The following is a 14,356-nucleotide window of genomic DNA, read 5'->3' on the forward strand; positions in this document are numbered from 1 at the left end:
ATGCCAGTTTACAGCATGACCGGCTACGCCAGTGCCCAGCACAGCACGGCCGATGCCGCCCCCGAAGCCGACACACGCGGCGCGCCGCCCAGCCAGCTGGGCCTGGAAATCCGCTCTGTCAACAGCCGCTTCCTGGACCTGGCCTTTCGCCTGCCCGAAGAGCTGCGCCAGCACGAGCCCGCGCTGCGCGAACTGCTGATCGCCAAGCTCAAGCGCGGCAAGGTGGAGGTGCGCGCCACCATCGAGACCGCCAACGCCCACGCCGTGCCCGAGCCGTCCACCCGGCTGCTGCAGCGACTCAACACGCTGCAAGACAGCGTCAGGGCCTGGATGCCGGCAGCCACCCCCTTGAGCGTGGCCGACGTGCTGCGCCTGTCCAGTGCCGAGCAGACCACGAACCGTGACTGGAGCCAACCCGTGGCCGCGCTGGCCGAACAGGCGCTGGCGCAATTGCTGAAGGCGCGCGAGCGCGAAGGTGCCCGCCTGGTCACCATGCTGCTGGAGCGCACCGCTCAGCTGCGCGCGCTGGCCGGGCAAGCCGTGCCGCTGGTGCCCAAGCTGGTGGAGCAACAGCGCAATCGCTTCGTGGAGCGCTGGAAAGAGGCCATGGCGCTGGGCGAAGGCGCGGCCACCCCCGAATCAGCCCAGGACCGTGCGCTGACCGAGGCCACTGCCTTTGCCATCCGGATCGATGTGGCCGAGGAGATCACCCGGCTGGACTCGCACCTGGAAGAAATCGAGCGGCTGCTGAAAAAAGGCGGCGAAGTGGGCAAACGGCTGGACTTTTTGATACAGGAGTTACACCGCGAAGCCAACACGCTGGGCTCCAAGTCCGCCGCGCTGGAGCTGACGCACATTTCGGTGGACATGAAGGTGCTGATCGAGCAGATGCGGGAGCAGGTGCAGAATCTAGAATAGCGGCTACGCCAGCCACCCCCAGCCCCGTTTATGGACTACCCCGGAAACCTGTTCGTCGTCGCAGCCCCCAGCGGGGCCGGCAAATCCAGCCTGGTCAAGGCGTTGTTGGAGCTGGACTCGCATGTGCAGCCCTCGGTGTCGCACACCACGCGCGCGCCGCGCGGCCAGGAAAAGGACGGGCGGGAGTATTTCTTCGTCTCCAACGCCGAATTCGACGCCATGGTCGCCGCCGACGGCTTTGTCGAGTGGGCCCATGTGCACGGCAACCGCTACGGCACCTCGCGCAAGGCCATTCAGGAGCGCGTCGCCCAAGGGGGTGACGTGGTGCTGGAAATCGACTTCCAGGGCGCGGTGCAGATCAAGAACGTGTTCGCCAACGCCATCACCATCTTCATCCTGCCGCCCAGTTGGGAAGAGCTGCGCGGCCGGCTGCAGCGCCGCGGCGAGGACTCGCCCGAGGTGATTGAATTGCGCCTGAAAAACGCCGCCGAGGAGATGGCGCAGATCGACAAATTCGATTTCGTTATAATCAACGAGTTATTTGACCGCGCGTTGTTCGACTTGAAAGCTATCGCTCACGCCCAGCGGTTGAAGTTATCGGCACAGCGCCGCGCGCGTGCCGATGTGTTCAAGGCACTGAACATCGTCTGACCCACTGCCTCTGACACCGCCCGTTCGTTCGATTTTTCCTTCCGGAGCACTCCTGACCATGGCCCGCATCACCGTTGAAGACTGCCTGCAACACATCCCCAACCGCTTCCAGCTGGTGCTGGCGGCCACCTACCGTGCCCGCATGCTGAGCCAGGGCCACACGGCCAAGATCGAGAGCAAGAACAAGCCCGGCGTGACCGCGCTGCGTGAAATCGCCGCCGGCAAGGTGGGCATCGAAATGCTGAAGAAAGTGCCGCTGTAAGCCAGTTTCATTGGTTTTCACCGGTTTTCTGACTCAAAAGCACCCTGCGGGGTGCTTTTTTGTTGGTGGCCCGCGCCGAAGGCGCTCTGGACAGCGCCAAAGGCGCCCTAGGAGAATTACCCGGCCCTTTCCGCAAGAAAAGCCCACCGAGCTATATTCCAGGGGTGAGCACCACGCTGAACCCCGCCCCCACCCGCAAGGCCCAGCCCACGCACGGCCAGACCATGGGTGCGCCCAGCCCGGCGGCGGCCAATGCGGCAGCCGCCAGCTTTGCCGCGCTGACGGCCAGGCTGGACTACCTGTCGCCCAGCGACCTGGAGCAGGTGCGCCAGGCCTACAAGTTCGCCGACGAGGCGCACCTGGGCCAGTTGCGCAACAGCGGCGAGCCCTACATCACCCACCCCATCGCCGTGGCCGCCCAGTGCGCCGAATGGAAGCTGGACGCCCAGGCGCTGATGGCCGCGCTGCTGCACGACGCCATCGAAGACTGCGGCGTCACCAAGCCCGAGCTGATAGAGCGCTTCGGCTCCTCGGTGGCCGAGCTGGTGGACGGCCTGACCAAGCTGGACAAGCTGCAGTTCACCACGCGCGAGGAGAACCAGGCCGAGTCCTTCCGCAAGATGCTGCTGGCGATGGCGCGCGACGTGCGCGTCATCCTGGTCAAGCTGGCCGACCGTTCGCACAACATGCGCACGCTGTCGGACGCGCCCAAGGACAAGTGGGCACGCATCTCCAGCGAAACGCTGGAAATCTACGCCCCCATCGCCCACCGGCTGGGCCTGAACCAGACCTACCGCGAGCTGCAGGACCTGGCCTTTGCCCACCTGTCGCCGTGGCGCTACAGCATCCTGACCAAGGCGGTGGGCAAGGCGCGCAGCCGCCGCCGCGACCTGATCCAGAAGGTGCAGCGCGAGGTGGAAGCGGCCTTTGCCGACACCAAGGTGCCCGTGCGCCTGTACGGGCGCGAGAAGTCGCTGTATTCGATCTACCGCAAGATGCGCGACAAACACCTGAGCTTTGCCCAGGTGCTGGACATCTACGGCTTTCGCGTGCTGGTGCCCCAGGTGCTGGACTGCTACACCGCCCTGGGCGTGCTGCACCAGCTGTACAACCCGCTGCCGGGCAAGTTCAAGGACCACATCGCCATTCCCAAGCTCAACGGCTACCAGTCGCTGCACACCACGCTGGTGGGGCCATCGGGGGTGAACGTCGAATTCCAGACCCGCACCGAGGCGATGCACGTGGTGGCAGAGAGCGGCGTGGCCGCGCACTGGCTGTACAAGGCCAAGGACCCCTCCGGCGCCACCTCCGACCGGCTGGGCACCAAGTGGCTGCAGTCGCTGCTGGACATCCAGAACGAAACCCGCGACGCCACCGAGTTCTGGGACCACGTGAAGGTGGACCTGTTCCCCGACGCCGTCTACGTGTTCACGCCCAAGAGCCAGATCATGGCCATGCCGCGCGGCGCCACGGTGGTGGACTTTGCCTATGCCATCCACAGCAGCGTGGGCGACCGCACCACCGCCGCGCGCATCAATGGCGAGCAGGTGCCGCTGCGCAGCGAGCTGAAGAACGGCGACGTGGTGGAGGTCATCACCTCGCCCGAATCCACCCCCAACCCCGGCTGGCTGAGCTTTGTGCGCACCGGGCGGGCGCGCTCCAAGATACGCCACCACCTGAAGACGATGGCGCAGACCGAGTCTGAAAACCTGGGCGAGCGCCTGCTGCTGCAGGCGCTGCGCGCCGAGGGCATAGACCGGCTGCCCAGCAGCGGCGACGAGGTCGGGCGCGAACTGTGGGAGCGGCTGCTGCGCTTCACCGGCAACAAGGGCCGTGGCGAGCTGCTGGTGGACATTGGGTTGGGCAAGCGCATTGCCGGCATCGTGGCCAAGCGGCTGGTGTCGCTGCTGGCCGAGGCCGGCGAGAAGCCCGACGCCCTGCTGCTGACGCGCGAGCGCTTCACCAGCCCGGACGCCACGCTGTCGCAAGGGGCGGTGACGCTGGACGGCAGCGAAAACGCCTCGGTGCAGTTCGCCCAGTGCTGCCGCGCGGTGCCGGGCGACGCCATCGTGGGCTACCTGGGCCGTGGCGAAGGCCTGATGGTGCACATTGCCGATTGCCCGGTGGCCAAGAAGCTGCTGCACAAGGACGCCGAGCGCTTCATCGCCGTGGATTGGTCGGACGAGCCGGTGCGCCTGTTCGAGACCGGTGTGCTGGTGACGGTGAACAACGGCAAGGGCGTGCTGGCCCGCGTGGCCGCCGCGCTGGCCTCGGCCGAGGCCGACATCATCCACATCGACATGGGCAACGAAGAAGCCCAGGAAGCCACGGACCTGCGCTTCGTCATCGCCGTGCGCGACAAGGCGCATCTGGATACCGCGCTGAAGAACCTGAAACGCACGCCTTCTGTATTGCGGGCGCGGCGCACTCGGGTCGCTTCCAGCTAGTCCCTCCACCAACTCTACTGGCCTGATTCGCTGGCTACCGACGCCGCTGGTGCGCGTGACTCCGCGAATGTCCCCCGGGCCTRCGGCCCTCCTCCTTGATTTCGCTACGTCACGCGCCCCAGCGACATCGGGTCAATTGGCACGCGCACGCTTGAATGCAGAACACCCGCACACCAACCCGCAGGATCAGGTCGTCATGGCACTCTGCGCAGCGGCATCTAGGAGGAGGCCCGAAGGGCCGGGGGACAGCCGCGGAGCGGAGTGCCGTGGCGGCCTGATCCTTGCAAACTAGGCATCGTGGTTCAGGAAGCTAGGGTGATGGATAAGCCACGCGCAGCACCTCGATCTCCTCGACTTTCACTGGCGTCACCAGGTTCAGCACATCCCCTTCGCGGGCCTTCAACAGCGTGCGGGCGATGGGCGACACCCAGCTGACCTGGCCCTGGGCGCTGTCGGCCTCGTCTATGCCCAGGATGGTCACGGTGGTCTCGCGACCGTCGTTGTCGGCATAGGTCACGGTGGCGCCGAAGAACACCTGGTCGTTGCCGTGGTGCAGGCTGGGGTCGGTCACCTCGGCGATTTCCAGGCGCTTGGTCAGGAAGCGGATGCGGCGGTCGATCTCGCGCAGGCGCTTTTTGCCGTAGATGTAGTCGCCGTTTTCCGAGCGGTCGCCATTGCTGGCTGCCCAGTGCACGATCTCCACCACCTTGGGCCGCTCCACGTCCATCAGCTCCATCAGCTCGGCGCGCAGCCGCGCGTAGCCCTGGGGCGTGATGTAGTTCTTGCCGTTGGCCGGCAGCGCGGGCAGTTGGGGGCCGTCGTCGTCGTCCGGCGCGTCTGTCTCTTTGGTGAAAGCTTTGTTCATGGTGTCCCGTTCCCACCATTATGATGAAACCACCATGAACGACTGGACTTCGCAAGACTTCGGCCTGATCGCAGACCTGATTCGCCAGCACGCGGCCCGTGCGCCGCAGCGCCGCGCGCTGATGGAAGCTGTGCCGCAGGGCCACCCGCCCGAGCTCAGCTATGGCGAGCTGGATGTGCAGATGGACCGGGTGGCCTGCGCGCTGCAGCGCGACGGGCTGCAGCCGGGCGACGCCATTGCCATCTGCGCTGGCATGGGCATTGCCTACGCCGCCGTGTTCCTGGGCGCGCTGCGTACCGGCGTGGTGGTGGCGCCGCTGGCGCCCGGTTCCACACCCGACAGCTTGCGCCGCATGATGAAAGACGCCGAGGCGCGGCTGTTGTTCACCGACGCCGCCAGCGTGGCACCGCTGGGGCCGGCGCAAGACGGCGAACCAGCACGCATCGCATTGGACGGCAGTGGCTGCGGCATGGCGCTGCAAGACTGGCTGGCACCCGCCGGCCGGCAACCGCAACCAGTGGTGCTGCAGCCCTCGGCGCCGTTCAACATCATCTATTCCTCCGGCACCACCGGCGAGCCCAAGGGCATCGTGCAGCCGCACGGCATGCGCTGGAGCCATGTGCGCCGGGGCGCCAACTACAACTACAGCCCGGACACTGTCACGCTGCTGTCCACGCCGCTGTATTCCAACACCACGCTGGTGGTGTTCTTCCCCACGCTGAGCTTTGGCGGCAGCGTGCTGCTGATGCCCAAATTCAACGCCACCGCTTACCTGCAACTGGCGCAACAACACCGCGTGACGCACACCATGCTGGTGCCGGTGCAGTACCAGCGGCTGATGGCAGTGCCCAACTTTGACGATTTCGATCTCTCCAGCTACCAGGCCAAGTTCTCCACCAGCGCGCCTTTCGGCGCGGCGCTGAAAGCCGACGTGCTGAAGCGCTGGCCGGGCGGCCTGGTGGAGTTTTACGGCATGACCGAGGGCGGTGGCACCTGCATCCTGGAGGCGCACAACTTTCCCGACAAGCTGCACACCGTGGGCCAGCCGGCCGAAGGGCATGACATACGCCTGATCGACGACCAGGGACACGAAGTGCCAGCCGGCGAGGCCGGTGAGGTGGTGGGCCACTCGCCCGGCATGATGAACGGCTACCACCGCCAGCCGCAGAAGACGCGCGAGGCCGAGTGGTTTGACCCCACGGGCAAGCGTTTCATACGCACCGGCGACATCGGCCGTTTTGACGCCGACGGCTTCCTGACGCTGTTTGACCGCAAGAAGGACATGATCATCTCCGGCGGCTTCAACATCTACCCCAGCGACCTGGAAGCGCTGCTGCGCCAGCGCACCGAGTTGCTGGAGGCGGCGGTGGTGGGCGTCCCATCCACCCAATGGGGCGAGACACCGGTAGCCTACGTGGTGCTGCAGCCCGGCCACCGGGTGGACGGCGCCGAGCTGCTGCAATGGGTCAATGCGCAGGTTGGCAAGACGCAGCGCCTGGCCCGGCTGCTGCTGGTGGATGAGTTGCCGCGCAGCCCGATTGGCAAGGTGTTGAAGCGCGAACTGCGCGACCAATTCGTTCAAGACGTCGGCGTGCTGGACTGAACACGCAGGCAGCTTTTCTCCCCCCATTCAACAGGAGACCCCCATGGACCGAAAAGTCTGCGTCACCACCGGTTCCTCATCCGGCATAGGCGCGGCCACCGCCCGGCTGTATGCCAGGAACGGCTGGAATGTGGTCGTCAACTACTCGCGCGACCCGGCACCGGCCCAGGTTGTGGCGGACGAATGCCGTGCGCTGGGCGCGGATGTGCTGCTCAGCAAGGCCGACATCGCCAGCAACGACGACTGCCTGCGCCTGGCCGCCGAAGTGCAGGCGCGCTGGGGCCGCGCCGACGTGCTGGTCAACAACGCCGGCACCACCAAGTTCGTCGGCCTGAAGGATCTGGATGGCCTTACGGCTGAGGACTTTCACAAGATCTACGGCGTCAATGTAGTGGGCACCTACCAGATGACACGGGCGTTCGTGCCACTGTTGAAAAAGCACCCTGGCAGCGCGGTGGTCAACATCTCGTCGATAGCAGGCTCCATGGGTATGGGCTCGTCGCTGGCCTACATGGCGTCCAAGGGCGCCTTGAACGCGCTGACCGCAGGTCTGGCGCGCGCGCTGGGCCCGGAGGTGCGCGTCAACGCCATCGCTCCCGGCCTGGTGGAAACACCCTGGCTGCAGCAAGGCCTGGGCGCGGAACGTTACGCCGCTTCCCGCCAAGCCTACACCGGCCGGGCCGCGCTGGAAGACGTGATGCAGCCCGAAGACATTGCCGAAACCGCTTGGTACCTGGGTGCCAGCGCCCACAAGACCACGGGCGAGGTGCTGCTGGTGGACGCTGGCCTGCGCCTGACAAAGGGCTGAGCAAGGGCTGACCAAGGCATGGCCACCCACGGCCAGGCGACGAAATACGGGCTGGGTGTGACAATTTGCACACCCGCCCGCGCGCGGTGGCAGTATATTGGCGCTGGCCTTGCTGTCACGAGGCTGCTCCATCACACCGGGCGCCCTGAGCCCCGCTTGCAACGGAAAAGACCATGCCTGTAACCACCCTGACCGGCACACCCGGCGACGACGTTCTCTACCCCACCACCAATCCCACCGGCGACAACCTGATAGACGGCCTGGGCGGCAACGACTATCTGTACGGCCTGCTGGGCAACGACACGCTGCTGGGCGGCGCCGGCGACGACATCCTGTATGACGCCGGCGGCAATGATTCCATGGACGGCGGCGCCGGCAACGACACGCTTTATGGCTACGCGGGCAATGACACGCTGGACGGCGGCACCGGCAATGACACCGCCTTCTACATCAACCCGCGCTCCGACTACACCATCACCTACAACAGCGCCACCAACACCTTCACCTTGGTGGACAAGACCGGGCAACGCGATGGCACCGACCTGGTGAGCAACGTGGAGCAGTTCCTGTTCATTGATGGCTACTTCACCGCCGACCAGTTGAAAGGCGGCACTGCGCCCGACACCACACCGCCCACCGTGCTGTACTTCGTGCCGGGCGACGGCCTGGTCGGCGTGCCGGTGGACACCACCATCGCCATCCTGTTCAGCGAATCGGTGAAGCTGGGCAGCGGCACCATCACGCTGAAAGACGCCACGGGCAAGGTCGTCGAGACCTTCAGCACCGCCAACAACAGCCACCTGGTGGTGGCCGGCAGCACGCTGGTGATACAGCCCAGCGCCACCCTAGGCTACAGCAGCAGCTACACGGTGGAAGTGACACCCGGCGCGGTAACCGACCTGTCGGGCAACGCCTTCACCGGCAACCCGCAATACCACTTCACCACCGTGGGCGCCAACGGCGGCCCGGTGCAACAGGGCACGGACAGTGACGACACGCTGACCGCCGGCCCCGGCAACGACACGCTGATCGGCGGCGCCGGCAACGACAAGCTGATCGGCAGTGCCGGCGACAACGTGCTGGACGGCGGCACCGGCAACGACAACCTGGACGCCGGCGCGGGTGACGACACGCTGATTGGCGGCGCTGGCAACGACACCATGGCGGGTGGCGCTGGCGGCGACATCTATTACGTGGAGGATGCTGGCGACCTGGTGATAGAAACAAATTCCAACGCCTCGCAGCTGGCCGACCCGCGCGGCGACCTGGGCCGCTCGGTGGACAAGGTGATCGCCAGCATCAACTACACGCTGGGCAACTTCGTCGAAAACCTGTCCATCGCCACCGCCGCCGGCAACCTTTCAGGCACCGGCAACGACCTGAACAATGTGCTGAGCGGCAACGACGGCAACAACATGCTCAAGGGCCTGGGTGGCAACGACACGCTGGACGGCGGCGCAGGCTTCGACACCGCGCAGTACAGCGGCAAGTTCAGCGACTACAAGCTCAGCGCCAATGTCAGCGGCGCGGCGCCGGTGTACACCCTGGCGGACCAACGCGCAGCGGGCAGCGGGGGCGAGGGCAGCGACAGCCTGACCAATGTGGAGCGCCTGCTGTTCTCCAACCAGGGCGTGGCCTTCGACCTCGCCGCCACGCAGGCCGCCGGCAAGACGGTGCTGGTGATGGCCGCCACGCTGGGCAGTTTTTTCCCGCGCCAGAAGGACTGGGCCGGCACCTTCCTGAAGTATTTCGACAGCGGCGCCTCGGCGCTGGACGGCACCACGCTGCTGTTTGCCACCGGCATCATGCAGGCCATCGCCGGCGGCAGCGACAACGCGGCCATCGTCAAGCTGGTCTACACCAATGTCTATGGCAACGCGCCCGACGCCGCCACATTGGCCAGCCTGCTGGCGCCGCTGAATGCTGGCAGCATCACCCAGGCACAGTGGATGGCCAACATGGCCTTGTCAACAGCCAATCAGACGCACGTGGGGCTTACGGGCTTGGTGCAGAGCGGGCTGGAATACCTGGTCTAACCTCTTGGATGGTGCTGCGCATGCAGCGCCTTCAGCCGCTCGCGCGCCACGTGGGTGTAGATGGTGGTGGTGGATATGTCCGCATGGCCCAGCAGCATCTGCACCGCGCGCAGGTCGGCGCCGTGGTTCAGCAGATGGGTGGCGAAGGCGTGGCGCAGCGTGTGGGGGGACAGGGGCACCGTGATGCCGGCCTGCTGCGCGTATTTCTTCACGATCATCCAGAACATCACCCGCGTCATCGCGCTGCCCGCATTCTTGCCACGATAGGTGATGAACAGGTCGTCGGTTTGCTTCGGGCCTAGCAACTCGGGCCGCGCCTCGGCCAGGTACTGGCGCAGCCAGACACTGGCCACTTCGCCAAAGGGGATCAGCCGCTCTTTGCCGCCCTTGCCGAACACCCGCAGCACATGCTCGCTCATGCTGACGTTGAACACCTTCAGCGTCACCAGCTCGCTGACGCGCAGGCCGCTGGCGTACATCAGCTCCAGCATCGCGTGGTCGCGCAGGCCCAAGGGGGTGGCCACGTCGGGCGCGGCCAGCAACGCCTCCACCTGGGCCTCGCTCAGCGTCTTGGGCACGCGCAGCGCCTGCTTGGCGGCCTGCAGTTTCAAGGTCGGGTCGGCACCCACCATGCCCTCGCGCAGCGCCCAGCGGAAATAGCGCTTCAGCACGGTCAGCCGCCGGTTGGCCGTGGTGGCCCGGGTAGCGGCGTGGCGAGCGGCGAAATAGCCGTTGATGTCGGCCTCGGCCGTGTCAAGCAGCGCGCGCCCCTGCTGGCCCAGCCACTGCACATACAGCGTCAGGTCACGCCGGTAGGCCGCCAGCGTGTTCCTGGACAGGCCCTCTTCCAGCCACAGCGCGTCGATGAATTCATCGATGCGCCGGGCTGACTCCTGGTCCATCACTCCAGCTTCAGCTTGGCGGTGTCCACCACTTTCTTGTAGACCTGGTACTCGGCCTTGATCTGCTCGGCGAACTGCTCGGGCGTGTTGGCGACGATGATGGAGCCGGTGTCCTCGATGCGCTTGCGCACCGCAGGGTCTTCCAGCGCCTTGCGCACGCCGGCGTTGACCTTGTCCACCACTTCCTTGGGCAGGCCCTTGGGGCCATAGATGCCGTAGAAGGCCATGCGGTTCACAGCTTCCAGCCCCACTTCCTTGAACGTGGGCACGTTGGGTAGTTGCGCCAGGCGCTGCGGCGCGGCCACCACGATGGGCACCAGCCGGCCGGCTTGCACAAAAGGCATGGCCGAGGGCATGTTGTCAAAGATCATGGGCACTTGGCCGGCCACGGTGTCGTTCAGCGCCGGGCCGGCGCCGCGGTAGGGAATGTGGGTGATGAACACACCGGCCAGGTTCTTGTACAGCTCCATCTGCAGGTGGCCAATGCCGCCGGTGCCCGATGTGGCGTAAGAGTATTTGCCGGGGCTCTTCTTCACCTCGGCCAGGAATGCCTTGTAATCCTTGGCCGGGAAGCTGGGATGCACCGCGATGATGTTGGGCGTGGCGGCGATGTTGATGATGGGCGTGAAATCCGTCAGCGGGTTGTACGGAATCTTGGGGTTGATGGCCGGGTTGGCCGCCGTGGTAGACACGGTGGCCATGCCCAGCGAGTAACCGTCGGGCACAGCGTGCGCCGTTTCCGAGGCGCCCACCACGCCGCCGCCGCCGGCCTTGTTCTCCACCACCACGGTCTGACCCAGGGCCTTGCCCAGGCCCTCGGCGATGACACGGGCCACGATGTCGGTGGTGCCGCCGGCCGCGAACGGCACTTGCAGCTTGATGACTTTGTTCGGGTAGCTCTGCGCCTGTGCCGAGCAAGCCGCAGCCAACAGACTCAGTGCAAAGAGGGTACGCAATCGCATGGTGTGAATGCTCCTGAAAGTGGGGAAATGGAGGGGGCCAACGCCCGGCACGGGCATGCTGCCGTGCACCAATGGTAGCGCGTTGCCACGCCGGCCAACCTGCGGATACTACCCAAGGGCAAACCCGCAAGCTGCAGCGCCGCCACCGTGCCGGCCAGGCCGCTCGCTGGTATTCTCAGATGGTGAACTACGCCCAACTGCTGTTCCCCGATTTTTCGCTGATCCTGTGCGGCTACCTGGTGTGCCGCTTCACCGCGTTGAACCGCACGGTGTGGGCGCAGGTGGAGGCGCTGGTGTACTACTTCCTGTTCCCGGTGCTGCTGTTCCATTCCATCGTCAGGAACCCGCTGGACCTGGGTGCCGCCTCGCAGCTGATAGGCGCCGCCTGGGCCATGGGCCTGGGCGCCATCGCCATGGCCTACGCCATTCCCTTCCTGCCCGGGCTGCGCCACGTGGACCGGCGCCAGCATGCCGCCAGCGCCCAGGTGGCGTTCCGCTTCAACTCCTTCATCGGCCTGGCGCTGGCCGACCGGCTGGCCGGGGCGGCCGGGCTGCAGCTGTTCGCGGTGTTGGTGGGGGTGTGCGTGCCGCTGTTCAATGTCGCCTCGGTCTGGCCGATGGCGCGCCATGCCAACCGCGGCTTCGTCGGGGAACTGGTGCGCAACCCGCTGATCATCGCCACCGGCTCCGGCCTGGTGTGCGCGCTGGCGGAGGTGCGCGTGCCGGTGTGGCTGGACCCCACGCTGTCGCGCATAGGCGCGGCCTCCATCGCGCTGGGGCTGATGGCCGCCGGCGCTGGTCTGCAGATCGGCACGCTGGCCAGCGCCAAGCGGCTGATGGTGGCGGTGCTGTCCATACGCCACTTCCTGACGCCGCTGTGGGCCTGGTGCCTGTGCCGGCTGTTCGAGCTCACGCCCACGCAGGCCACCGTGCTGCTGGCCTTTTCAGCCTTGCCCACGGCGTCCAGTTGCTACGTGCTGGCCGCCCGCATGGGCTATGAGGGCAGCTATGTGGCCGGGCTGGTGACGCTGTCCACGCTGTTGGGGGTGGTCAGCCTGCCGTTTGCGCTGGGTGTGTTGCGCTGAGTTTGATCCCACCACGCCGGCATTTGGTCCCTTTCGGGTGCTGGCCCCGGGCGGCACGCGGGCGCCGGCGCCCCGGGCGGCGCTGGCTGCGCCACAATGCGCGCGATGGGGCCGCCGGCCCCGTGACACCGGCCCCTGAAAGGACCCCTGCATGCCAGCCCGCCGACGCTTCCTTGCCGCCCTCGCCGCCGCCCCCATGGCCACCGTGCAGACCGCCCAGGCGGCCGCTTCCGTGCAGGAGCTGCAACAACAGGTGGCCGACACCGAGCGCGCCTTCGCCAAGACCATGGCCGACCGCGACCATGCGGCCTTCATGTCCTTCCTGTCCGAAGAGGCCGTGTTCCTCAACGGGCCCAAACCCCTGCGCGGCAAGCAGCAGGTGGGTGAGTTCTGGAAGCGCTTTTACGACAAGGCCAAGCCGCCACCGTTCTCCTGGGAACCCAGGGAGGTGGAGGTGCTGGATTCCGGCACGCTGGCACTGAGCACCGGCCCGGCCTACAACCCGCAGGGCAAGGTCGTCAACACCTTCACCTCGACCTGGCGGCTGGAGGCACCCGGCACCTGGCGCATCATCTTTGACAAGGGCGACCCGGTGTGCGATTGCGCTGACAAGAAGTCATGAGAGTTTGCGGGGCAGACCACCGCGAAGCGGTGCTCTGTCCTCAACATTTTGTAGCTGTTCAGTTGGGGCCGCTGCCTCAGGGCGCCGCCAGCGCCCACTGGAAGTGCTCGCGCAGCAGCGCGCTGCTGGCAGCGTCGTCCAGCCGCGCCGCCAGCGCAGCGCGCAGCGCAGCCTTGGCCGGCGCATCCAGCGCGTCCGACCGCAGCGCATTGCCCAGCGCCACCGCCACATTGCGCAGCCAACGCTCGTGGCCGATGCGGCGTATGGCGCTGCCCTCGGTCAGGCGCAGAAAGTCCGCCTCGCTCCAGCTGAACAGCTGCACCAGCTGCTGGCCGCTCAAGCCCGCGCGCTCGTCAAAGTCCGCCAAGGCATTGCGCTGGGCGAACTTGTTCCAGGGGCAGGCCAGCTGGCAGTCGTCGCAGCCGTAGATGCGGTTGCCCATCAGCGGCCGCAGTTCTTCGGGAATGGCACCCGCATGCTCTATCGTCTGGTAGGAAATGCAGCGCCTGGCATCCAGCCGGTAGGGCGCCACGATGGCCGCCGAGGGACAGGCGGTGATGCAGGCCTGGCAGCTCCCGCAGTGGTCGCTGACCGGCTCGGTGGGCGCCAGCGCCAGATCCAGGTAGATCTCGCCCAGGAAGAACATGGAACCGGCCTCGCGGTTCAGCACCAGCGTGTGCTTGCCGCGCCAGCCCTGGCCGCTGCGCGCGGCCAGCTCCACCTCCAGCACCGGTGCCGAATCGGTGAACACCCGGTGACCGAACGGCCCCAGGTGCGCAGCCAACCGGTCGCTGAGCTTTTGCAGGCGCTGGCGCAGCACCTTGTGGTAATCCCGCCCGCGGGCGTACAGCGAAATGATGCCCTCGCCGGGCCGCTGCAGGCGCGAGAACTCTACCGTCTGCCAATCTGTAGTCGTGGCCGCGCCCAGGTAGTCCATGCGCGCGGTCAGCACGCTGACGGTGCCCGGCACCAGCTCGGCCGGCCGCGCCCGCTTCAGCCCGTGCGCCTGCATGTAGGCCATGTCACCGTGAAAACCCTGGGCCAGCCAGGCCAGCAGGCCCGGTTCGGCAGCGGACAGGTCCACGCCGCTGATGCCCAGTTGCGAAAAACCCAACTCGCGCGCCCATTGCGCAGCCATGGCTGGCAACGCGGACAGGTCTTGGGCGGGCGAGGCTTCGTTCACCCGCGCATTGTA

13 protein-coding genes are annotated in these 14,356 nt (G+C 66.5%); 9 read left to right on the plus strand and 4 right to left on the minus strand.

Annotation, left to right across the window (positions count from 1 at the left end; genetic code table 11):
• The 4 genes from AC1DX2_RS11990 to AC1DX2_RS12005 all read left to right on the plus strand — a co-directional run bounded on the left by AC1DX2_RS11990 (nucleotide 1) and on the right by AC1DX2_RS12005 (nucleotide 4,278).
• Nucleotides 1-918: a YicC/YloC family endoribonuclease gene (locus AC1DX2_RS11990; RefSeq protein ID WP_477196568.1), complete on the plus strand. Its 918-nt coding sequence runs from the start codon at nucleotides 1-3 to the stop codon at nucleotides 916-918.
• 30 nt (nucleotides 919-948) lie between these two features.
• Entirely contained in the window at nucleotides 949-1,569 is a 621-nt protein-coding gene (gene gmk / locus AC1DX2_RS11995) for a guanylate kinase (RefSeq protein WP_477196569.1), read from the plus strand.
• Nucleotides 1,570-1,627: 58 nt separating this feature from the next.
• Nucleotides 1,628-1,831: a DNA-directed RNA polymerase subunit omega gene (gene rpoZ, locus AC1DX2_RS12000; protein WP_477196570.1), complete on the plus strand. Its 204-nt coding sequence runs from the start codon at nucleotides 1,628-1,630 to the stop codon at nucleotides 1,829-1,831.
• Nucleotides 1,832-2,055: 224 nt separating this feature from the next.
• Nucleotides 2,056-4,278: a RelA/SpoT family protein gene (locus AC1DX2_RS12005; RefSeq protein WP_477196677.1), complete on the plus strand. Its 2,223-nt coding sequence runs from the start codon at nucleotides 2,056-2,058 to the stop codon at nucleotides 4,276-4,278.
• Nucleotides 4,279-4,588: 310 nt separating this feature from the next.
• On the opposite strand, the gene greB is transcribed toward AC1DX2_RS12005, so the two are convergent.
• Entirely contained in the window at nucleotides 4,589-5,143 is a 555-nt protein-coding gene (gene greB, locus AC1DX2_RS12010; protein WP_477196571.1) for a transcription elongation factor GreB, read from the minus strand.
• A 34-nt stretch (nucleotides 5,144-5,177) separates the two neighbouring features.
• Between greB and AC1DX2_RS12015 the strand changes: the two genes are divergently transcribed.
• The 3 genes from AC1DX2_RS12015 (at nucleotide 5,178) to AC1DX2_RS12025 (ending at nucleotide 9,590) form a co-directional block, all read left to right on the plus strand.
• A complete protein-coding gene (locus AC1DX2_RS12015; protein ID WP_477196572.1) occupies nucleotides 5,178-6,746 on the plus strand; it encodes a class I adenylate-forming enzyme family protein in 1,569 nt (522 codons plus the stop codon).
• Between the two features lie 43 nt (nucleotides 6,747-6,789).
• A complete protein-coding gene (locus AC1DX2_RS12020) occupies nucleotides 6,790-7,554 on the plus strand; it encodes an SDR family NAD(P)-dependent oxidoreductase (protein WP_477196573.1) in 765 nt (254 codons plus the stop codon).
• 173 nt (nucleotides 7,555-7,727) lie between these two features.
• The gene (locus tag AC1DX2_RS12025) at nucleotides 7,728-9,590 is read left to right on the plus strand and encodes an Ig-like domain-containing protein (RefSeq protein WP_477196574.1); all 1,863 of its coding nucleotides are present in this window, start codon (nucleotides 7,728-7,730) and stop codon (nucleotides 9,588-9,590) included.
• Here AC1DX2_RS12025 and xerD read toward each other — a convergent pair.
• Nucleotides 9,587-10,492 carry a site-specific tyrosine recombinase XerD gene (gene xerD, locus AC1DX2_RS12030; protein WP_477196575.1) on the minus strand — a complete coding sequence of 302 codons (906 nt, stop codon included), beginning with the start codon at nucleotides 10,490-10,492 and terminating at the stop codon, nucleotides 9,587-9,589. The genes AC1DX2_RS12025 and xerD overlap by 4 nt on opposite strands.
• Nucleotides 10,492-11,454, minus strand: a complete 963-nt coding sequence (locus tag AC1DX2_RS12035) for a tripartite tricarboxylate transporter substrate binding protein BugE (protein ID WP_477196576.1) — start codon at nucleotides 11,452-11,454, stop codon at nucleotides 10,492-10,494. The genes xerD and AC1DX2_RS12035 overlap by 1 nt, the downstream gene beginning before the upstream one ends.
• A 182-nt stretch (nucleotides 11,455-11,636) precedes the next feature.
• On the opposite strand from AC1DX2_RS12035, the gene AC1DX2_RS12040 reads away from it, so the two are divergent.
• Entirely contained in the window at nucleotides 11,637-12,539 is a 903-nt protein-coding gene (locus AC1DX2_RS12040) for an AEC family transporter (RefSeq protein ID WP_477196678.1), read from the plus strand.
• A 151-nt stretch (nucleotides 12,540-12,690) separates the two neighbouring features.
• Nucleotides 12,691-13,161, plus strand: coding sequence for a YybH family protein (locus AC1DX2_RS12045; RefSeq protein ID WP_477196577.1), 471 nt, complete (start codon nucleotides 12,691-12,693; stop codon nucleotides 13,159-13,161).
• Nucleotides 13,162-13,237: 76 nt separating this feature from the next.
• Here AC1DX2_RS12045 and queG read toward each other — a convergent pair whose 3' ends face one another.
• The gene (gene queG / locus AC1DX2_RS12050; RefSeq protein WP_477196679.1) at nucleotides 13,238-14,299 is read right to left on the minus strand and encodes a tRNA epoxyqueuosine(34) reductase QueG; all 1,062 of its coding nucleotides are present in this window, start codon (nucleotides 14,297-14,299) and stop codon (nucleotides 13,238-13,240) included.
• Between the last annotated feature and the right edge of the window lie 57 nt (nucleotides 14,300-14,356).

This window comes from Hylemonella sp. P2_B10 (genome assembly GCF_056404875.1).